The sequence below is a fragment of the Enterobacter huaxiensis genome, from assembly GCF_003594935.2.
Taxonomy (GTDB): Bacteria; Pseudomonadota; Gammaproteobacteria; order Enterobacterales; family Enterobacteriaceae; genus Enterobacter; species Enterobacter huaxiensis.
Map to the genome: position 1 here is coordinate 3523636 of NZ_CP043342.1, position 19303 is coordinate 3542938.

At 56.8% G+C, this 19303-nt stretch carries 22 protein-coding genes; 13 read left to right on the plus strand and 9 right to left on the minus strand.

Going from position 1 to position 19303, the window contains the following annotated elements; translation table 11 throughout:
• The first annotated feature begins 43 nt into the window (after nucleotides 1–43).
• The 5 genes from D5067_RS16835 to D5067_RS16855 all read left to right on the plus strand — a co-directional run bounded on the left by D5067_RS16835 (nucleotide 44) and on the right by D5067_RS16855 (nucleotide 4633).
• Nucleotides 44–607, plus strand: coding sequence for a fasciclin domain-containing protein (locus tag D5067_RS16835; protein ID WP_119935158.1), 564 nt, complete (start codon nucleotides 44–46; stop codon nucleotides 605–607).
• 43 nt (nucleotides 608–650) lie between these two features.
• Complete coding sequence (locus D5067_RS16840; RefSeq protein ID WP_119935159.1) at nucleotides 651–1205, plus strand: RNA polymerase sigma factor; 555 nt, start codon at nucleotides 651–653, stop codon at nucleotides 1203–1205.
• A complete protein-coding gene (locus D5067_RS16845; RefSeq protein WP_119935160.1) occupies nucleotides 1202–1849 on the plus strand; it encodes an anti-sigma factor in 648 nt (215 codons plus the stop codon). Before D5067_RS16840 ends, D5067_RS16845 begins: the two co-directional genes overlap by 4 nt.
• Before the next feature lie 315 nt (nucleotides 1850–2164).
• Entirely contained in the window at nucleotides 2165–2905 is a 741-nt protein-coding gene (locus D5067_RS16850) for an SDR family oxidoreductase (protein WP_119935161.1), read from the plus strand.
• Nucleotides 2906–2938: 33 nt separating this feature from the next.
• Nucleotides 2939–4633: a thiamine pyrophosphate-binding protein gene (locus tag D5067_RS16855; RefSeq protein ID WP_119935162.1), complete on the plus strand. Its 1695-nt coding sequence runs from the start codon at nucleotides 2939–2941 to the stop codon at nucleotides 4631–4633.
• 34 nt (nucleotides 4634–4667) lie between these two features.
• Here the strand turns inward: D5067_RS16855 and D5067_RS16860 are convergent, their stop codons facing one another.
• On the minus strand, nucleotides 4668–5366 hold the full coding sequence (locus tag D5067_RS16860) for a GNAT family N-acetyltransferase (protein WP_119935461.1): 699 nt from the start codon (nucleotides 5364–5366) through the stop codon (nucleotides 4668–4670).
• A 200-nt stretch (nucleotides 5367–5566) separates the two neighbouring features.
• On the opposite strand from D5067_RS16860, the gene D5067_RS16865 reads away from it, so the two are divergent.
• The 5 genes from D5067_RS16865 to D5067_RS16885 all read left to right on the plus strand — a co-directional run bounded on the left by D5067_RS16865 (nucleotide 5567) and on the right by D5067_RS16885 (nucleotide 10641).
• Nucleotides 5567–7135: an ABC transporter substrate-binding protein gene (locus tag D5067_RS16865; RefSeq protein WP_119935163.1), complete on the plus strand. Its 1569-nt coding sequence runs from the start codon at nucleotides 5567–5569 to the stop codon at nucleotides 7133–7135.
• Nucleotides 7136–7274: 139 nt separating this feature from the next.
• Nucleotides 7275–8288, plus strand: coding sequence for an ABC transporter permease (locus D5067_RS16870; RefSeq protein ID WP_119935164.1), 1014 nt, complete (start codon nucleotides 7275–7277; stop codon nucleotides 8286–8288).
• Entirely contained in the window at nucleotides 8288–9121 is an 834-nt protein-coding gene (locus D5067_RS16875; RefSeq protein ID WP_119935165.1) for an ABC transporter permease, read from the plus strand. Before D5067_RS16870 ends, D5067_RS16875 begins: the two co-directional genes overlap by 1 nt.
• Entirely contained in the window at nucleotides 9114–9950 is an 837-nt protein-coding gene (locus D5067_RS16880) for an ABC transporter ATP-binding protein (protein ID WP_119935166.1), read from the plus strand. Before D5067_RS16875 ends, D5067_RS16880 begins: the two co-directional genes overlap by 8 nt.
• On the plus strand, nucleotides 9937–10641 hold the full coding sequence (locus D5067_RS16885) for an ABC transporter ATP-binding protein (RefSeq protein ID WP_119935167.1): 705 nt from the start codon (nucleotides 9937–9939) through the stop codon (nucleotides 10639–10641). The genes D5067_RS16880 and D5067_RS16885 overlap by 14 nt, the downstream gene beginning before the upstream one ends.
• 108 nt (nucleotides 10642–10749) lie before the next feature.
• Here D5067_RS16885 and D5067_RS16890 read toward each other — a convergent pair whose 3' ends face one another.
• The 4 genes from D5067_RS16890 to budA form a co-directional block, all read right to left on the minus strand.
• Complete coding sequence (locus D5067_RS16890; RefSeq protein WP_119935168.1) at nucleotides 10750–11223, minus strand: cold-shock protein; 474 nt, start codon at nucleotides 11221–11223, stop codon at nucleotides 10750–10752.
• Nucleotides 11224–11357: 134 nt separating this feature from the next.
• Nucleotides 11358–12128 carry a (S)-acetoin forming diacetyl reductase gene (locus tag D5067_RS16895; protein ID WP_119935169.1) on the minus strand — a complete coding sequence of 257 codons (771 nt, stop codon included), beginning with the start codon at nucleotides 12126–12128 and terminating at the stop codon, nucleotides 11358–11360.
• Between the two features lie 20 nt (nucleotides 12129–12148).
• Nucleotides 12149–13783, minus strand: a complete 1635-nt coding sequence (gene alsS / locus D5067_RS16900) for an acetolactate synthase AlsS (protein WP_235843239.1) — start codon at nucleotides 13781–13783, stop codon at nucleotides 12149–12151.
• 58 nt (nucleotides 13784–13841) lie between these two features.
• Nucleotides 13842–14621 (minus strand): acetolactate decarboxylase, encoded by a 780-nt coding sequence (gene budA / locus D5067_RS16905; RefSeq protein ID WP_119935171.1) that lies wholly within the window; start codon nucleotides 14619–14621, stop codon nucleotides 13842–13844.
• A 105-nt stretch (nucleotides 14622–14726) separates the two neighbouring features.
• On the opposite strand from budA, the gene D5067_RS16910 reads away from it, so the two are divergent.
• The 3 genes from D5067_RS16910 to D5067_RS16920 all read left to right on the plus strand — a co-directional run bounded on the left by D5067_RS16910 (nucleotide 14727) and on the right by D5067_RS16920 (nucleotide 17042).
• A complete protein-coding gene (locus tag D5067_RS16910) occupies nucleotides 14727–15608 on the plus strand; it encodes a LysR substrate-binding domain-containing protein (RefSeq protein ID WP_119935172.1) in 882 nt (293 codons plus the stop codon).
• Nucleotides 15609–15838: 230 nt separating this feature from the next.
• Nucleotides 15839–16294 (plus strand): hypothetical protein, encoded by a 456-nt coding sequence (locus D5067_RS16915; protein ID WP_119935173.1) that lies wholly within the window; start codon nucleotides 15839–15841, stop codon nucleotides 16292–16294.
• 157 nt (nucleotides 16295–16451) lie between these two features.
• Complete coding sequence (locus D5067_RS16920) at nucleotides 16452–17042, plus strand: hypothetical protein (RefSeq protein ID WP_119935174.1); 591 nt, start codon at nucleotides 16452–16454, stop codon at nucleotides 17040–17042.
• Nucleotides 17043–17651: 609 nt separating this feature from the next.
• Here D5067_RS16920 and D5067_RS16925 read toward each other — a convergent pair.
• From D5067_RS16925 to D5067_RS16940, 4 genes are all read right to left on the minus strand, one after another.
• On the minus strand, nucleotides 17652–18038 hold the full coding sequence (locus D5067_RS16925) for a hypothetical protein (RefSeq protein ID WP_119935175.1): 387 nt from the start codon (nucleotides 18036–18038) through the stop codon (nucleotides 17652–17654).
• Nucleotides 18039–18197: 159 nt separating this feature from the next.
• On the minus strand, nucleotides 18198–18542 hold the full coding sequence (locus D5067_RS16930; protein ID WP_235843215.1) for a hypothetical protein: 345 nt from the start codon (nucleotides 18540–18542) through the stop codon (nucleotides 18198–18200).
• Between the two features lie 3 nt (nucleotides 18543–18545).
• Nucleotides 18546–18782, minus strand: coding sequence for a hypothetical protein (locus tag D5067_RS16935; protein WP_235843217.1), 237 nt, complete (start codon nucleotides 18780–18782; stop codon nucleotides 18546–18548).
• A gap of 109 nt (nucleotides 18783–18891) precedes the next feature.
• The gene (locus tag D5067_RS16940; RefSeq protein WP_119935176.1) at nucleotides 18892–19236 is read right to left on the minus strand and encodes a DUF7716 domain-containing protein; all 345 of its coding nucleotides are present in this window, start codon (nucleotides 19234–19236) and stop codon (nucleotides 18892–18894) included.
• Nucleotides 19237–19303 lie beyond the last annotated feature (67 nt).

Genomic DNA, 19303 nt, shown 5'->3' on the forward strand with positions numbered 1-19303 from the left:
AGTATGTGAGCAACGCCTTTGCTCCCTAATCCGAGGATAAATGATGAAAAAGCTACTCAGTGTTGCATTGGTATCCAGCGCTTTGCTCTTCTGTGCAGGCGCATCAGCGGCCATGACGTCTGGCTCCGTGATGGTGGGCGGAGCGGAAATGTTCCCGAGCAAAAATATTGTTGAGAACGCCGTGAACTCGAAAGATCACACCACGCTGGTGGCGGCGGTCAAAGCGGCCGGGCTGGTGGATACGCTTCAGAGCAAAGGGCCCTTCACCGTTTTTGCGCCAACCGATGCGGCGTTTGCAAAATTGCCTGCGGGTACGGTCGACAATCTGGTGAAGCCGGAAAATAAAGCCCTGCTCACCAGCATCCTGACCTATCACGTGGTCGCCGGTAATTACGATATGAAAGCGCTGGAGCAGAAAATTAAACAGGGCGGCGGCCACGCGGAGCTGAAAACCGTTAACGGTCAGCCTCTGTGGATCATGAGCAACGGCCCGCACAATATTCAGCTCAAAGATGGTAAAGGCAACGTGGCGAACATCAGCACCTATGACGTTCATCAAAAAAATGGCGTGATCGACGTCATTGATACCGTCCTGATGCCTAAGTAGTTGTCTATACTTCGGAAGTGTGAGGTTGCCTTCCGGGAAAAACATGGATAACGCGCTGGCTGAACAGCAGTTGAAATTAATGCAGGCGGTCGCAAACGGCGATCGCCGCGCATTTGAACAACTTTACCGACTCACTTCGCCTCACCTGTTTGCCGTCGCGCTGCGCATGCTGCGCCATCGCGCCTGGGCAGAAGAGATCCTTCACGACTGTTTTGTCACCGTCTGGAGTAAAGCCGAAACCTATAACGCCGCCCTGAGCTCCCCGATGACCTGGCTCACGCATATTGTTCGCAACCGCTGTATTGACTGGCTGCGCAGCGGGCAAACCCGGGCTGCCGCCCGTGAAGAGTCGTATTCCGAAGATATTCTGCTGAGCGAAAGCGATGAGCAGAATAACTGGCACGACGACGCTCAGGCAGCACGGCTCAGACATTGTCTGGAACATCTAAGTAACGAGCAGCGCCAGAGTATTACGCTCGCCTACTATCAGGGCATGTCCCACAGCGACATTGCCGACTGGCTCCAGCAGCCCGTGGGCTCGGTAAAAAGCTGGATCCGCCGGGCGATGGATCATCTTCGGGAGTGTGTGGGCCTATGAACGACGGCGATAAACGTGATGACATGCTGGCAGCAGAATATGCGCTCGGCACCCTGCGCGGCGGGGCGCGGCTTCAGTTCCAGAAAAGGCTTGCCGCTGAGCCCGGTCTGGCCGCCCGCGTGGCGTACTGGCAGGAAACGTTCAGCACGCTCGACAGCCATCTCGCGCCCGTTACCCCACCCGAGACGGTGTGGAAGAGGATCGCCCTCGATCTGCCGGCGAAAAAGCCTTTGCGCCAAAACCGGCCTTATCTCGGCTGGATGATTGCGGCCGGCATCGCCGCCGTTAGTGCGATAGCCTGGTATTCCACCCGCGTGCCGGAACTCGCACCGATGCTGGTGCTCAACGATGCCCAACAGCACGGGCAGTGGATCGTCAGTGCGGACGCCCGCCGCCAGTATCTGAGCATAACCCCTCTCAGACCGAACGCTGTCGCGGCGCAAAATAGCCTGCAGCTTTGGCTGATGCCTGCCGGTGAGGCCCCGATATCCCTGGGCCTGCTGCATAACGCTGTACCGACGAGCGTTGTCCTGAAGCACGAAACCCTTACTCCTGACGCCATAATAGCCATAAGCCTCGAGCCTGAGGGGGGATCGCCCACCGGCCAACCCACCGGCCCCGTGCTCTACAGTGGAAAAATTTAATTCTCAGGCCCTGCTGGCAGGGCCGCGAGCGTCTTAATAAACCTTTCGCCACGATACGAAAAGAGAGCGTTTTCAAAGCTAAACCTTATTTCTATAATATTCACTTTTACATATAAGAATTAAATATTAGCACGCCAATGAATTTAATTATTTAAAACGTTATTGACACTCTCTCCTGAACTCTATTAAGTTTAATCGAATGCCATCCCATTCAATATATACAATATATCGTTCTAAGGATTAAAGAATTTGTCATTATTCTTTAATCCTTTCCTGCCTTTTATTTTTTGAATCACGCAACAGTGAGATAAGATCATGAATAATAGTGCAAACAAGATTATCGTTATCACCGGCGCCAGCAGCGGCATCGGCGAGGCTATTGCTCTTTATTTAGCGGATAAGGCGTTTTCGCTGGTCCTGGTAGCGCGCCGCCTCGAGAGGATTAACGCCCTGGTGGATCGGATCATTCAGCAGGGAGGACAGGCGATTGCCGTTAAGGCCGACGTCACGCGGCAGGAGGAGGTGCAAAAGGCCATCGATGCTGCCGTCGCGGCATACCAGCGCGTCGACGTGCTGATAAATAACGCCGGTTTTATGGCTATCGCCCCCCTCAGCGAGCTAAAAACCGACGAGTGGGACCGGATGATTGATACCAACCTGAAGGGCGTACTGTACGGTATCGCCGCGGCATTCCCGGTATTCCAGCGCCAGGGAAGCGGCCACATTATCAACGTGGCATCTGTGGCGGGTATCAAAGTGCTTGCCCCCGGCGGCGTGGTGTATAGCGCCACGAAATTCGCGGTTCGCGCCCTGAGCGAAGGCCTTCGCCAGGAGGCAGGCAGGACCATCCGAACCACCCTTATTTCTCCGGGCGCGGTCGAAAGCGAGCTGCAGTTCGGCAGCTCTGATGCCCCGAGCAAACAGTTCCTGCATGAATTTTATAAGCAGGCCATACCGGCAGACGCGATTGCCCGCGCCGTTTTATTTGCTATTGAACAACCCAACGACGTTGATGTGAATGAAATTATTGTCCGACCGACGCAGGAAGAATTTTAGCATGACTTAATTAATACTGAATGAGGTGTCATTATGATTAAATCATTAACGTCCTTATCAGATTTAAATATGCGCTCAGGTGCCGATATTCTCCTCAACGTGCTGGAGAGTGAAGGCGTGGAATATATATTTGGCAACCCCGGCACGACGGAACTCCCGCTGATTGACGCCCTGCTCCGGCATGAAAACATTCACTATATTCTGGCACTCCAGGAGAGCAGCGTGGTTGCCATTGCCGACGGCTATGCGAAAGCCTCCGGTAAGACCGGTTTTATCAATTTACATACCGCCAGCGGCCTCGGTCACGGCATGGGGAATTTAATCAACTCGCGGATCATGAAAACGCCGCTGGTTGTGACCGTCGGGCAGCAGGACACCCGGCACTACGTGCGCGATCCGCTTCTGTATGACGACATTGTTTCCATTGGCTCGCCGGTGGTGAAGTGGGCGCAGGAGGTCACCAGCGCCGATCAGCTCCCGGTTCTGGTGCGCCGCGCCTTTCATGCTGCCAGCTACCCTCCCGCGGGCCCGGTGCTGCTCTCTCTGCCGATGAACGTGATGGAGGAGCTCAGCGACGCCGGGATACAAACGGCCTCTAAGGTGAACTACCACACCGTGGCGGGCTCGCTGGACGAACTGGCGGAGGAGCTGAGCCAGGTTACGCCCGGCAGGATCATGATCGTGGCGGGGGATGAAGTACACTCCAGCGGCTCAACGCAGGAGATAGTCCAGCTTGCGGAAGCGCTCGGCGCCCACGTCTACGGCTCCTCCTGGCCGTTAAATCTGCCCTTTCCCACACAGCACGCGCTCTGGCGCGGCAATATGCCCACCACCGCCTGCGAAATCGCCGGCATCGTCAATGGCTACGACGCGGTGTTTATCATCGGCGGCAGAAGCCTGATCACCATTCTTTACAGCGAAGGGGACGCAATCCCGGGTTCTTGCGCGGTATACCAGCTCTCCGCCGACATGAACGAGCTGGGCCGCACCTACGCGACGCGCCTCTCGGTAATGGGGGATATCAAACTCTCCCTGAAAGAACTGTTACCGAAGCTTGAGCAGCGCCGGGTGGCAAGCAAATTAACGCATCAGCGGCTGCTCAAAGCGGCGCGCGCCGAACGGGAAAAAGAGTGGCAGGAGCAGGAAAAGCGGCTGGCTGCCGAGCGGCTGCGCCCGGCGATTTCGCCGATGGTCGCGGCATACGAGGTGATTAAATCCGTTCCGCCGGGCACCACGATTGTTGACGAGGCGATTGCAACGGCAAGGCACGTTCGCCGGGTGATCTCGGACCAGCAGCACCTGCGCTACTACTTTATGCGCGGCGGCGGGCTGGGCTGGGGTATGCCTGCGGCAGTCGGCCACTCGCTGGGGCTGGGCCGCGAGCCGGTAGTGTGCCTGATGGGCGACGGCGCGTCCCTTTACTCACCGCAGGCGCTCTGGACGGCGGCACACGAAGAGCTGCCCGTGACCTTTATCGTCATGAATAACCTGGAGTACAACGTTCTCAAAAACTTTATGAAGAGCCAGCCCGCCTACAGTTCGACGAAGCTGGGGCGCTTTATCGGAATGGATTTGGTTGACCCGCACATCGATTTTCAGTCGCTCGCCACCGCCATGGGCATTCGCTGCTGTCGGGTCACCCAGGCGGCGGACATCGCCGCCGCGGTAACTCAGGGGCTGCAGTCCGGCAAAACCAACTTAATTGAAATCGTGATTTCGGCAGATTAATCACCGGATTTCGCTGTACCCTACATACACGTTCTTATAACCGAAAATCCTCCAGCCGCTTAACCTGCCGCCCTTCCCCGTCAAAATTATCTGCCGACAGCCAGGCGCGCAGCTCTGCATCGCGCTGCGGCCATTCGCTATCAATAATAGAGAGCATATCGCTGTCGCGGTTGCGCCCTTTGCGCACCAGCTTCTGGCGAAGCCGCCCTTCCCAGACGAATCCCAGCCGCTCCGCCGCGCGGCGAGAGGCGGTGTTCATCGAATCGCATTTCCACTCCAGCCGACGATACTTATGCTCAAACGCATTTTTCAGCAGCAGCCACACCGCTTCGGTGCCGATGCGGGTGCCTTTCATCCTGCGCGACCAGGTGACGTGGCCGATTTCCACCGAGCCGAGAAACCGCTCGATCGCCATATAGCTCACCAGCCCTACGGCCTTTTCGGTCTGTACATCAATAACGGCGAAGGGCACCAGGTCATCATCCAGCACCTTTCCCAGCACCCAGTGCGCGGTGGCCTCAAGGCTTTCCGGCTGGGTGCTGGCAAGCCACGTCCAGTCGCTGTCGTCCCCCAGCGCGTAGGCGTCAAACAGGTCTGGAGAGTGGCGGTCCGCATCCAGCGGCTCCAGACGACAATACTGGCCGGTCAGCGCCGTGCGGGTTAATACCTGCGCGCATTTCCAGTCGGGAACAATATCGTTAACGGTTTGACCATGATGATTGATTTCGGGCACGGCGGTGACTCCCTGAAAGGTAAGGGATTTGTTATAGCAGGTTAAAAAGCGGACGAAAAGAGAGGTGACTAATAACCAGGCCGAATGCGTTATACCCGGATGGCATAAGCAAAGCAGAATTTCGACTTTGAGGAAATCCTTAGTCAGCCTACCGTAGCGGAGCATAAAACAATCACAATATATTTTCTTCAGGGATCGCTATGACTAAAAAACTGCTGCCGTTACTGGTGCTGGCTGCGCTCTCAAGCGCTGCCCACGCCGCTACTCCGCCCAACACGCTGGTTGTCGCCCAGGGCCTTGATGATATCGTGAGCCTCGACCCGGCCGAAGCCAACGAGCTTTCCAGCATCCAGACCGTGCCGAGCCTGTATCAGCGCCTGGTTCAGCCGGACCGCGATAATCCGGAAAAAATCACCCCGATTCTGGCGGAAAGCTGGGACGCGGACGCGGCAGCAAAAACCCTGACCATCAAACTTAAGCCCGATGCGAAATTTGCCTCCGGCAATCCGCTGCGCCCGGAAGACGTGATTTTCTCATACACCCGCGCCGTGACGCTGAACAAATCTCCGGCGTTTATTCTCAACGTGCTGGGCTGGGACGCGAGCAACATCGCCAGCCAGCTTAAAAAAGTGGACGACCATACCCTCCAGCTTCACTGGACGGCGGACGTCAGCCCGTCGGTGGCGCTGAATATTCTCTCCACGCCGATTGCCTCCATCGTCGATGAGAAGCAGGTTGCGGCGAATGTTAAGGATAACGACTTCGGTAACGCCTGGCTGAAAATGCACTCGGCGGGCAGCGGCGCGTTCAAAATGCGCGTCTATCAGCCACATCAGGCCATCGTGCTGGAAGCCAACGAATCCGCCCCCGGCGGCGCGCCGAAGCTGAAGAGCATCATCATCAAAAACGTTCCCGACCCGGCCTCTCGCCGCCTGCTGATCCAGCAGGGTGACGCGGACGTGGCGCGCGACCTGGGTGCAGACCAGATTAGCGCCCTGGACGGCAAGCCGGGCGTGAAGGTGCTGAGCATTCCGTCCGCCGAGCAAAATTACCTGGTGTTTAACACCGGCAACAGCGCCAACCCGCTGCTGAACAACCCGGCGTTCTGGGAAGCCTCGCGCTGGCTGGTGGACTATGAAGGCATCACCAAAGACCTGCTGAAAGGCCAGTACTTTGTACACCAGAGCTTCCTGCCGGTCGGGCTGCCGGGCGCGCTGGAAGATAATCCGTTTAAGTTTGACCCGGCAAAAGCGAAAGAGATCCTCGCCAAAGCGGGCATTAAGGACGCGCATTTCACGCTGGACGTGGAGAACAAGCCGCCGTTTATCACTATCGCGCAATCCATGCAGGCGAGCTTTGCCCAGGGCGGCGTGAAGGTCGATCTGCTGCCCGCAGCCGGAAGCCAGGTTTATGCCCGCGTGCGCGCTAAGCAGCATCAGGCGGCGATCCGTCTGTGGATCCCGGACTACTTCGACGCCCACTCTAACGCCAGCGCCTTCGCGTGGAACGACGGCAAATCCAGCACCGTGGCCGGCCTGAACGGCTGGAAAATTCCCGAGCTGAACAAGGCGACGCTGGCGGCGGTGGCCGAGCCGGACCCGGCGAAGCGTCTGGATCTGTACAAGAAGATGCAGGAACAGCTGCAGCATAGCTCGCCGTACGTGTTCGTCGATCAGGGCAAAACCCAGATCGTGGTGCGCGATAACGTGAAGGGGTATCAGCAGGGGCTGAACGCGGATATGGTCTGGTACGACCGCGTCACGAAGTAGCCTTTCTCCCTCTCCCCGTGGGAGAGGGTTGGGGTGAGGGCAACATCGCGCAACAGAGTCGCCTGTTCCCCCTCACCCCCGCCCTCTCCCAAAGGGAGAGGGGGTCGTCCGTGCATATTTTCAGGATAATGATTTTCCCATGCCACATCTTTCCACCCGCGTGCTTCAGGGTCTGCTGACCCTGCTGCTCACGCTCTTCGGGCTGCTGCTCGTCACGTTTGCGCTCTCGGCGTTTTCACCTGTCGATCGCGTGCTGCAGATCGTGGGCGATCACGCCAGCCAGTCAACCTACGATCAGGTACGCCACCAGCTCGGGCTGGACAGGCCCCTGCCCGTGCAGTTCTGGCACTACCTGCAAAACCTGGCCCACGGTGATTTAGGCACGGCCAGCGCCACCGGGCAGCCGGTGCTGCAGGACTTACTCCACGCGTTCCCCGCTACGCTGGAGCTGGCCACGCTGGCGTTAATCATCGGGTCCGTCCTCGGCGTAACTGCCGGTGTGCTTTGCGCCCGCTACGCCGGCTCGCCGCTCGATTTAGCCATTAGAACGCTCACCCTACTCGGCAACTCGGTGCCGATTTTCTGGCTCGGCCTGCTGATGCTGGCCCTGTTCTACGCGAAGCTGCAGTGGAGCGCGGGCCCCGGCAGGCTGGACGATATCTGGCAGTTTACCGTGGAACCGCGCACCGGCTTTGCGCTGATTGATACCTGGCTTTCCGGCGACCGAGAGGCGTTCCGCAACGCCATCAGCCACCTGGTGCTGCCGGTACTGCTGCTGGCCTATTACTCGCTGGCGAGCATCACGCGCCTGACGCGCTCCGCCTGCCTGAGCGAGATGAACAAAGAGTACATTCTGCTCGCCCGCGCCAAGGGTGCCGGGGAGATGACCATCCTGCTGCGCCACGTGCTGCCGAACATTCGCAGCACCCTATTGACGGTGATTGCCCTGGCCTACACCAGCATGCTGGAGGGCGCGGTGCTGACAGAAACCGTCTTCTCGTGGCCGGGCATCGGGCGCTATCTCACCACGGCCCTGTTCGCCGGAGACACCACCGCCATTATGGGCGGCACGCTGCTGATTGGCGTGAGCTTTGTGCTGATCAACAACCTTACCGACCTGCTCGTGCGGGCAACCGATCCCAGGGTGCGCTAATGCCGTTTTATCTTTTCTTACGCCGCCTGCGCCGTTCCCCTGCCGCATTTTGCGGGCTGACTGCCATCGCGCTGCTGGTGCTTATCGCCCTGCTCGCGCCGTGGCTCGCGCCGCTTGATCCGAACTGGCAGGACGCCGCAGCGCGCCTGCAGGCACCGAATACTCAGCACTGGCTGGGCACCGACAGCTACGGGCGCGACCTGCTTTCACGCCTGATTTACGGCACCCGTCCGGCGCTCGGGCTGGTGGCGCTAGTCACCGTTATCACCCTGCCCGCCGGGCTGCTGGTGGGAATTTTGTCCGGCTACTACGGCGGCTGGCTGGAGCGCATCCTGATGCGCTTTACCGACGTGGTAATGTCGATGCCGCGCCTGATCCTTGCCTTCGCGTTTGTGGCGATGCTTGGCCCGGGGCTCGTCAACGGCGCGCTGGCGCTGGCCTTAACCACCTGGCCCGCCTACGCGCGTCAGGCGCGGAGCGAGATCCAGCGCCTGCGCCACAGCGACTACCTCGCCGCCGCCGAGATGATGGGCATTCGCGGCCCGCGCCTGCTGGTTGGCCATATTCTGCCCCTGTGCCTGCCGTCCGCGATTGTGCGGCTGGCGCTGGATCTGGCGGGGATTATTCTGGCAGCCGCCGGGCTGGGCTTCCTCGGCCTTGGCGCGCGTCCGCCGATGGCCGAATGGGGCGCGATGATCGCCGACGGCATGCAGGTCATTTTCGACCAGTGGTGGATCGCCGCCATTCCGGGCGGGGCGATTCTGTTTGCCAGCCTGGCCTTTAACCTTCTGGGCGACGGCCTGCGCGACGTACTGGAGCCACAGCATGACTGAACAACGCGTCATCGTCGATGCGCTGAATATCGACTACCCCGCCGCGCGCGTGGTGAATAACCTGAGCTTCACGCTTGGCAACGAGCGGCTGGCGCTGGTGGGGGAATCCGGCTCGGGCAAATCAATGTCCGCCCGCGCCCTGATGGGGCTGGTGCGTAGGCCCGGCATCGTGAGCGCGAAACGCCTTAACGTGCTCGGCAACGACCTGCTGACCCTGAACAGCCGACGCTGGCAGGCGCTGCGCGGCAACGGCATTGCGATGGTCCTGCAGGACCCGCGCTACGCCCTGAACCCGGTGAAAAACGTCGCCGCCCAGCTTGATGAGGCGCTAACGCTTCATCAGCGCCTGCCCCGCGCCGAGCGCCTGGCGCGCATTCACGACGTCATCCGCGCCGTCGGACTCAACGAACATGTCCTCCAGCGCTACCCCGGCGAACTCTCCGGGGGCATGGGCCAGCGGGTGATGATTGCGATTGCGCTCATCAACAACCCGCAGGTGCTGATCGCCGACGAACCCACCTCCGCGCTGGACGCCCGCCTTCGCAACCAGATCCTTGAGCTGCTGGTGGAGCAGTGCGAGGCGCGGCAGATGGCGATGCTGTTAATCAGCCACGACCTGCCGCTGGTGGCGGAACACTGCGACCGCGTGCTGGTAATGTATCAGGGTGAGAAAGTTGACGAGATGGCGGCGAACCGGCTGTCGCAGGCGACGCACCCGTATACGCGCACCCTGTGGACCTGCCGGCCCAATGCGGAAACCTTTGGCCAGGTGCTGCCGACGCTGGACCGCTCGCAGCCGTGGAAGGAGGCGAACAATGGCCCTCGTTGAGGTAAACCAGCTCCAGGTGAGCTTCGGTGAAAAAACGGCGGTGTCCGCCGCCAGCTTTGCCATTGGGCAAGGCGAAACTTTCAGCCTGATCGGCGAATCCGGCTGCGGTAAATCGACTATTCTGCGCGTGCTGGCGGGATTGCAGCGCGAGTGGAACGGCCGCATTTCGATCCTGGGAGACGCGCTACGGCCAGGACGGCGTTTTGAAGGCGAGCTTCGTCGCAACGTGCAGATGGTGTTTCAGGATCCGTGGGCCTCTTTGCACCCGAACCACACCGTTGAGCGCACCCTGTCGGAGCCGTTACACATCCACGGCGAAAAGCAGGTTGCTGAAAAGGTGGCGGATGCGCTGCGGCAGGTTGGCTTGTCAGCCGACGCGGGCAGGCGTTATCCACACCAGCTTTCCGGCGGACAGCGCCAGCGCGTGGCGATTGCCCGGGCGCTGCTGCTGCGGCCTCAGCTTCTGCTGCTGGACGAGCCGACCTCGGCGCTGGATATGTCGGTGCAGGCGGAAATTCTCAATCTTTTGAACCGCCTGAAAGCCGAGCACGGCATGACCTATCTGCTGGTGAGCCACGACGCGGACGTGATTGCGCATATGTCCGACCGGGCGGCGTTTATGGCGCACGGGGAGATCCAGAAGGTGTTTGACCGTGAGGCAATGTTAAGGGGTGAGCACAGGATGGGGTAAGTGCGCGCGGCGGTGCCCGGTGGCGCTGCGCTTACCGGGCCTACGTTTCGTGCCGCGTTGAGGTTTTTTTGTAGGCCGGGTAAGGCGTAGCCGCCACCCGGCAACAAATCACTTCAGCAGCTTCACCGTGGCGTCGATGTCGATCTCGTCTTCGGTAAAGATCATCGTCGTGTTCTGGAAGGTGGTGATCGCCAGCTTCTTCACCGAACGCGTTTCGCCCGGCTTTTTATCGGACTTCGGCTTGATGCTGTTCATCAGCAGCCCTACCGACAGCACCGCGTTCTCTTTGTCGATTTTGGCATCAACCGGCTCTTCTTCGCTGAACACCACGAAGGATTTGATCGAGGTGAGCTTTACGCGCTCGCCCGCGATAAAGAGGTGCTTGCTTTCAGGGATCACCTTCACCGCATACGCGGAAAGGCCTTTGTTGTTGGTGGTTGGCTCGAAGGTCACCGCCGCATCTTTCTTAATCAGATCAGGGTTGGCGACCTTAATCACATGAAAATAGCGGTTGTCGCCGTTTTCATCTTTGATAAATCCGAAGCCTTTATCTTTAAACCACGTTGTGATTGTACCGTTCATCGCTGTTACCGCCTGTCAGATCTCTGAGACTAAAGTTTTGCAGCGCGCAGTGTAATGCACAATGGCTGAGGAGACAAAAAAAAGCCCCTGCAATCGTGCAGGGGAAAGTTCATGTCAGAGCTTATCGTTATTTTTTAATTAAACACCATCCCACCATCAATCAAGAGCGACTGGCCGGTCATGTAGTCGGAGTCCGGCCCGGCGAGGTATGAAACGCACGCGGCCACGTCTTCAGGCTCGGACAAACGGCCAAGCGTAATGCGTTTGGCAAAGGTTTCGGTTCCGTAGCCGAGCGGTTTACCCGCCGCCTCGGAGACCTGACGGTCGATCTCCGCCCACATCGGCGTTTTGACGATGCCCGGGCAGTAGGCGTTAACGGTGATCCCCAGCGGCGCGAGGTCCCGTGCCGCTGTCTGGGTTAAGCCGCGCACCGCGAACTTGCTGGAGCTGTAGACCGCCAGTTCAGGGTTGCCGGTGTGGCCCGCCTGGGAGCAGGCGTTGATGATCTTGCCGCCGTGCCCCTCTTTGCGGAAGGCGTCAATCGCGGCCTGAATGCCCCAGATGACCCCCTTCACGTTGATGTTGTAGACCTTGTCGACAATCTCCGGCGTGATGGATTCGATAGGGGTAGACGGTGCCACCCCGGCGTTGTTGACGATAACGTTGAAGCCGCCCAGCGCGGTACGGGCTTTCTCCACCGCCGCGAACACCTGGTCGCGGTCAGAGACGTCCACCTTCACGGCGACGGCTTTACCGCCGCTGCGGATGATTTCATCGGCCACGGCCTTCGCCGTCTCTTCGTTATAGTCAGCGATGGCAACGGCAAAGCCGTCCTTCACCAGGCGAAGCGCGATCGCTTTACCAATCCCCTGGCCTGAGCCGGTTACGAGAGCAACTTTTTGCATGTCTCTGTCCTTATATTGATTCACAAAATCTGGCTGAGATGGAGCTGGCCCATCAGCAGCGGGTTATCGCTGTAGTCGACGGGAATGGCCACCACGGCAGGGCCGTCGACATCCATCGCCGCGCGCAGCGTCGGCTCAAGCGCGTCCGCGCTCTCCACGGCAAAGCCCTTCGCGCCAAAGGCATCGGCATAGGCTTTGAAATCGACCGGGCCGAACTCCACGCCGGAAAGACGCTGGTATTTTTTCTCTTCCTGAATCGCCACCATGTTGTAGGCGTTATCCACCCAGATGATGTGCAGCACGTTGGCGTTGAGCCGCACCGCGGTTTCCAGCTCCATGCTCGACTGCAGGAAGCCGCCGTCACCGGAGACCGAAACCACCTTGCGGCCCGGGTTCACCAGCCACGCGCCAATCGCCCACGGAAGGGCCACGCCCATGGTCTGCTGACCGTTGGAGATCATCACCTGACGCGCCCGGAAGCTGTAGAGATAGCGGGCGATCCAGATGTGGAAGCTGCCCATGTCGACGGTGAGCGTCACGTCGCTGTTCACGATGTCCTGCATGGCGCGCACGATGCGCAGCGGGTGCAGGGCAAACTGGTTGAGCGAGGCGCCGCGGCGATCGAGCAGATCGCGCTGATGCTGGCGATCGACCAGAATTTCGGAGGCCCGCTGGCTCAGCTCGAGCTTATGGTCGATGCGGTTAGCGAGCAGGTTCAGCGTTTCGGCGATATCCCCCACCAGTTCGAGATCGGGAACATACCTGCGCTCCTCGTAGGCGGGCAGCACGTCGATATGTACCAGCGTCGCGTCGCCGCTGTTCCACATGGACGGCTCGTATTCCACCGGGCTGTAGCCGATGCAGATAATCAGATCCGCCAGGTGCAGCAGACGGTCGCCCGCCTGGTTGTTAAACAGGCCGACGCGTCCGGCAAAGCGGGTGAAGTGCTCCTGATTTACCGCCCCGGCGGCCTGATAGGTGCTGGTGACCGGAATGCGGCTTTTCTCCAGCAGCGTGCGCAGCGCGGCGCTGTTGGCGGGCTGGCTGGCCATCAGGCCGAGTAAAATAACCGGGTTTTTGGCCTTTTCAATCAGCTTCGCCACGTCGTTAATGGCCGACGCCGGTGCCGGGCCCATCAGCGCCGGGCCGCTGGCGGGCAAAATCGCGCCCGCGGTGGGCTGGTCGACAATATCCTGCGGCAGGCTGACGAACGCCCCGCCCGGCCTGCCCTGCTCGGCGGCGCGAAACGCGTTCGACACCACCTCGGCAATCGCGTCCGGTGAACTGACTTCTACAGCGTATTTGGTGACCGGGCTGAACATGGCGACGGTGTCCATGCTCTGGTGCACCAGCTTGGCTTTATCCGCCCGCTTCACCGCCCCGCCCAGCGCTACCACCGGGTCGCCTTCGCTGTTGGCGGTGGCGATGCCGGTGATCAGGTTCGAACAGCCCGGCCCGGAGGTGACCAGCGCGACCCCGGCCTTGCCGGTTAACCGCCCTACCGCGGCCGCCATAAACGCCGCGTTCGCCTCGTGGCGGACGGGAATAATCTCGATGGAGGAGTCCAGCAGGGAGTCAAAGACCTTGTCGATTTTCGCACCCGGAATGCCGAACACCTGCTTCACGCCCTGCGCTTCCAGCTGGCCGACAACCATATCGGCGCCGTGCGCCCACTGACGTGACTGTTTCTCACTGTTCACGGTAGTTCTCCTGTTAGTTTTCGACGGAACGGATCGCTGCATCAAGATTGCTGGGGTGAAGGTTGGCCTGTAAAAACGCGCTGTCGGCGGGCAGGTCAATCATGAGCTTGTGAATTTCACCGAAGGTGAGCACGCCGCTCTCCAGCTGGTAGTCGAGCAGATGTCCCCCGCCCTGACGGTCGTCGGTGATAAAGTGTTCGTGATAGCCCGCCACGTTAATGCCCTGCATATGCTGCGGCGTACGGAACCCGACCAGCACCCCTTCGCGCTGGTTAAAGCGGAACACCGGCTGGTCGTCCAGCACGTCGGTCATCGCCCTGTACGGCGGCGTCTGGCGCGGCACGGTGCGGGTGTGCGCATGGCGAAAATTGCCGTCGATGCGCAGCGCGCAGAACAGGTTATCGGAGGGGATCTGCTGGTCGATGACGTCGTGGATCTGCTGGCGGCTGACCGGCCCGTCGAAAGTTTTGCGGTACTGCGGCTGGAACCAGGTCATCACCGCGAATGGCGTTTTCTGGTCCGGCTTCGCGGCCCGGGCGCTGCCGTCGGCGCGCAGCTGGTAAACCTGGCTGCTGAAGGCGATCATCTCACCGTCCAGCTCGTTGAAGGTGCCAAGGCCAAAGTCACCGTGCGAAAGCAGGTCGGCAATCGTGGTCTCCCCTTCGTATACGCCGCTTAGCAGGGCGCTCATTAGCGATGTCTGATAGATCACGCTGTCAGGATGCTGGGCGGAGAATCCCCGCAGGGTCTCGCACAGGCTGGCCTCACAGTCGCAGGCAGATGAATGCAGCATCGTGCTGGTCCTCTTCAACTTTATTTATAAAGGTTAAATAAATGTTGACCCGATTCAGCAGAGAGTTCCAATATAGAAACCATGCTGGTTTGAGACGTTTTTGATATGGAACTTCGATATCTGCGGTATTTTGTCGCCGTGGCACGCGAGCGACACTTCACAAAGGCGGCTAAAGCGCTGGGTATTTCACAGCCTCCTCTGAGTCAGCAGATCAAGCGGCTCGAAGAGGAAGTGGGCACGCCGCTGTTCAGGCGCCTGACGCGAGGCGTGGAGCTGACCGAGGCGGGAGAGGCCTTCTACGAGGACGCCTGTAAAATCCTGGCGATGAGCGACGCCGCGCTGGAGAAAGCCCGGGGCATCGCGCGCGGGCTGAACGGCAGCCTGTCGATTGGCATCACCAGCTCCGACGCCTTTCACCCCAAAATCTTCACCCTGATCCGCCAGTATCAGGTGCAGAACATGGCGGTGCGGGTTCATCAGGTGGAAGCCAACATGTCTTCGCTGATGACGATGCTGGCGGAGGGTGAGCTGGATATTGCCTTTGTGCGCCTGCCGTGCGAGAGCAGCAAGGCGTTTGACCTGAAAATCCTCGACCGTGAGCCGATGGTGGTGGCGCTGCACCGCGACCACCCGCTGGCGGCGTGCGGCGAACTGGCGCTGGAGCAGCTTCGTGATACGCCGGTGGTGCTGTTCCCGCAGGAAGTCGCGCCGGGGCTGTACGACCGGGTTTACGGCTGCTGCGAACGGGCCGGAATTGACGTACAACGCGCGCTGCAGTCGTCTCAGCTTTCCTCCTCCCTGAGCATGGTTTCCGCGGGCGGCGGCTTCGCCCTGGTGCCGCAGTCGATGGCGGCCATTTCACAGCCGAATGTTACCTATCATGCGCTGAGCGCGCCGGCGCTTTATACCGATATCGCCATCTGCTGGCGGCGCTTTGAACGTTCCCGGACGGTGAAGCGGTTTCTGGCGATGATGAGCGAGGGGTAGCCGCCGGTTTGGTTGGGGGGTGTTGTAGGCCGGGTAAGGCGTAGCCGCCACCCGGCAATGCCCTTCTGGAAGCCGCCTCGCAAACCTGCAAGCAACCTTATGTAATTCAGGGGCATCCCTTTTAATCCCTTCTTCGCGGTCGTAAAGTGCCTGCGTTGCGGCACATCCGTAACCGGGCGTAGGAACCCGTTAGCATAACGTGACGTTAAATTGCAAAAAGAGGATGCTAAATGGCTACTATTCCTGAGTTTTCTTATGCGCTTTCTGAAGAAAGCGCTGTTCATCACCTCATCAATCTTGAGCTTTGCGATTCCGCAGATCTCTTCGAACTGGCTGACACCTGCGCCGCCTGTGTGAGCGTGCTGGTTGAAACTGACGATCCCGTGACGTTTTCTATACTTTGCGAGCGCTTGCTGGAACTGCTTAAACGCCTGCGTGAACGTTGCGATACGGAACTGCCCCCACATTTGGTTGAACGACTCATCGCGGGGGAGAAGATCGTTTCCTGCGTGCCGGACTGCTGGCAGGAGACGGCGTTGCAGGTGGATTATGCTGTGGCGTTAACGCTGGCGGTGATGGGCGGGACACTGCCTGCGAGCGTGGCGAAAGAACTCACTGGGCTACTGCATGATATGGTCTGGCTGCTGGCTGAGTTTGTGAAGGAGCCGTATATTCCGGTGCATTAAGGCGGGTGATAGAAGACCGGGGTTCTGCTGCTGCGGACGGGCGAGGATTTCGGCCAGATACCCCTCTCTTTTCCTGGTAATTGTATATATCAAAGCATCTGTTACTCTGGCTGGGCTCAAAGGATGACAAGGATGACAAGGATGACAAGGATGAGAGATGCTGAATCCAGGATTCGTTACCCGCAAAGCGCTTACTCACTGGCGGGACGTTCCCGCTTTTCTACCCCAGTTTCAATTTCATGAGAAACATCGAACGGTCATTCATACTGATCATCCTGAAACTATTCTGCCATTGATTGCTAACTTTGACGTCCGGCAAGACCCCGTGATTCGGCGGCTAATGTCATTACGTCAAATACCGCAGAAATTTCTGCGCAACCCGCAGTCTAACGCGATCGGCGACTTTGGTTTGCACAGCTTTACCCTTTTGAAAAGCTCAGCATCTGAGCTGTGCTATGGCTTAATCGGGCAATTCTGGCGGACAGATTTCGGTCTGGAAGACGTGCCGGATGCCAGTGCTTTTCAGACGCCAGCCGCTCCGGGCAGTGCGAAATTGTTACTTCGCTATCGGATAACGGAACTGGTGCCAGGGCAACATGAACTCTGCACGGAAACGTTCGTCAATTGTCCGGACAGAAGCACTCGGCTAAGGATGACAGCTTACTGGCTGGTAATCCGGGCGGGCAGCGGCTGGATCCGTAAAAGGACGCTGAAGGCGGTCAGAGAGAATATTGAAAGTCAGACGTGAGGTGTACCTGTGAAATGTTCCGAAAGGGAACCTTGCGGGAATATTTTCCTGAACGTTTATGGGTTGAACAATGGAGGTTTTGATGAATAAGCGCTATTGCATGTTTCCTCTTTCTCAGTGCGTTCGCTGTAAATGCTGCTGATGGCGGTAAGGGTGGTGATGGAGGAAATGGCTCTGATGGCGGAAACGGTTCTGATGGCACCGCCTCATCTAATGGCCGAGCGGGTTGTCCGGGCGGAACTAGTCCGGATCCATCGGGGCATTTTTATCTTCCCGGTACAAAACAGCAATGCAACCCGGGGAAGCAGGATGCAATGAAGAGCGCCAGGCAATGAGATAAAGCGTGACAATACGCTAGCTCATCCTGATTCTGTTTCCTTACCTGCCTCCAGCTCCCGGCAAAATGTTTAGCAAGGTAAAAGATAGGCATCACGACGACACCGACAGAAAAGCGTTTATGGAAAGCTTCTCCATGAAAAAAAACAGAACCACCTGAGTGCTTCTCACGAAAAAATCGATTTGATCTTTTCGGGCAGCACGAGGTTGAAAAGAGCTATCGATCCAGCGTTATTATTACAATAATGTTGACCTTATCTGGGTTCGGTATATTCATCCTTTAGTTAAGCGTCTATTCATTATGTCATTAACATAATGTTCAATCGAAATATTGTGCTCCCCATTAATCTGAGAAATGAATGCGCTAAGATGCTCTTGCGATGCATGAAGAGTAGTGGCGATAAGGTTATCAAAATCGTTCTGAGTGAATCGTTTGTGTCCCTTCAACGTCGAACGCTGGAGCAAAGTGTGTGCGGTCACTTCCAGGACGGCCCGCCGGTAATGATCGGACAGCAGGACGTCAAGATCGGTCTGAAGAATATCAAACTCAAAATGAAAGCTGACAAATCCCGATTCGACAGGTAATGAATAAATCAATTTGTCACCTAATTGCTCAACGTAAGGTTCATATCCTTCTCCCATTACTCGCGTAGTCTGCATATAACCCCTCTTCTTTCATGCATTAGATTAATTCCACTTGAATAAAAACACAGAATTACTATTTTAAATCTTGCTTACAATACCCCGTAATAAAAAAGAGAATATATCCTCGCTATAAAATTATATTTTACCGTGCGGGTTTCCTTTTAAAGAAAAAATCTATCCATAAAAATAATTATAAAACGCATTGAAATTTTCATTACCAATAAGAGGCACAATCCTTTCCCGCAGCTCATCAATAAAATCATCTTTTACTTCGTAATTATCATCTGCTATATCAAAGATATCGTATTGACCATATACCAAATCAATAAGCTCAGCTAAAGAATATATGAACCCAGAGAGACTACTAGCTATCTGAAACGGTTCAATTACATCATAACCTGCATAAACAGAGGAACTCCCTTCACCGATAACCGCAATTATAGGTTTACCTCCACCTAAATCATCGCCAATAGCAAGAAAATTATCTGGTAAGTGTTCATAACCACTTTGAGCCTTCAAGAGTTAATTGACTGAGTGAAATTTAATTGGCGTGAAGCCTGTTTCAATCTTTAACTTTTCAGGATTATAATTTTTATATAAAAAATCCACCTCTGTTGAACGAGGTAAGTCGGACGGGAAGGCATTGTCCAGATCATTGACGGTGCTGAAACTCCCTGACAGCGAGTATTTATTGCAAATGACAATAAGCTGTTTTAATGCTTTTTCAATCTCATTCACAATGGTCTCAGACGCATCCATAAATATAGCCCTCAGTAATAACCAATTAATTTAGAATAACATTCTCAGTATGTACTACCTTCAAACAAGCTAAGTAAATCAATTTTCAATTACTCTCTCGATCTTTAAATCAAAGCTCTATGAAATTATCGTTCTCGAGATAAAAATTTAAACCTGATATGAAATCCTCTACAGATGGCTTTTCTCTTTGGATAGAGATATTATGTAATACATCTATAAATTGCTCTCCATAGAAAAAGAGCTCTAGCGAATTTTCGACAACAAAATCAGGATATACTTCCTCATCGTCATCACTAATGACAGGATAGTTATCTAAATAACAAACAAGCTCTTCTTTAGCATATGCTTCATATTCTTTTGTATACACACAAAAATTATCTAATGTATTCCCACCCATAACTTTACATATTAAGTCATCTAAACCATACGCTTTTCTGTATTCTAACCGACTCATACGCACAATCCTTGAGGCTTATCTTTCATACTTTGCAAAGCAAGTAGTTAATGATAAGTTCATATAT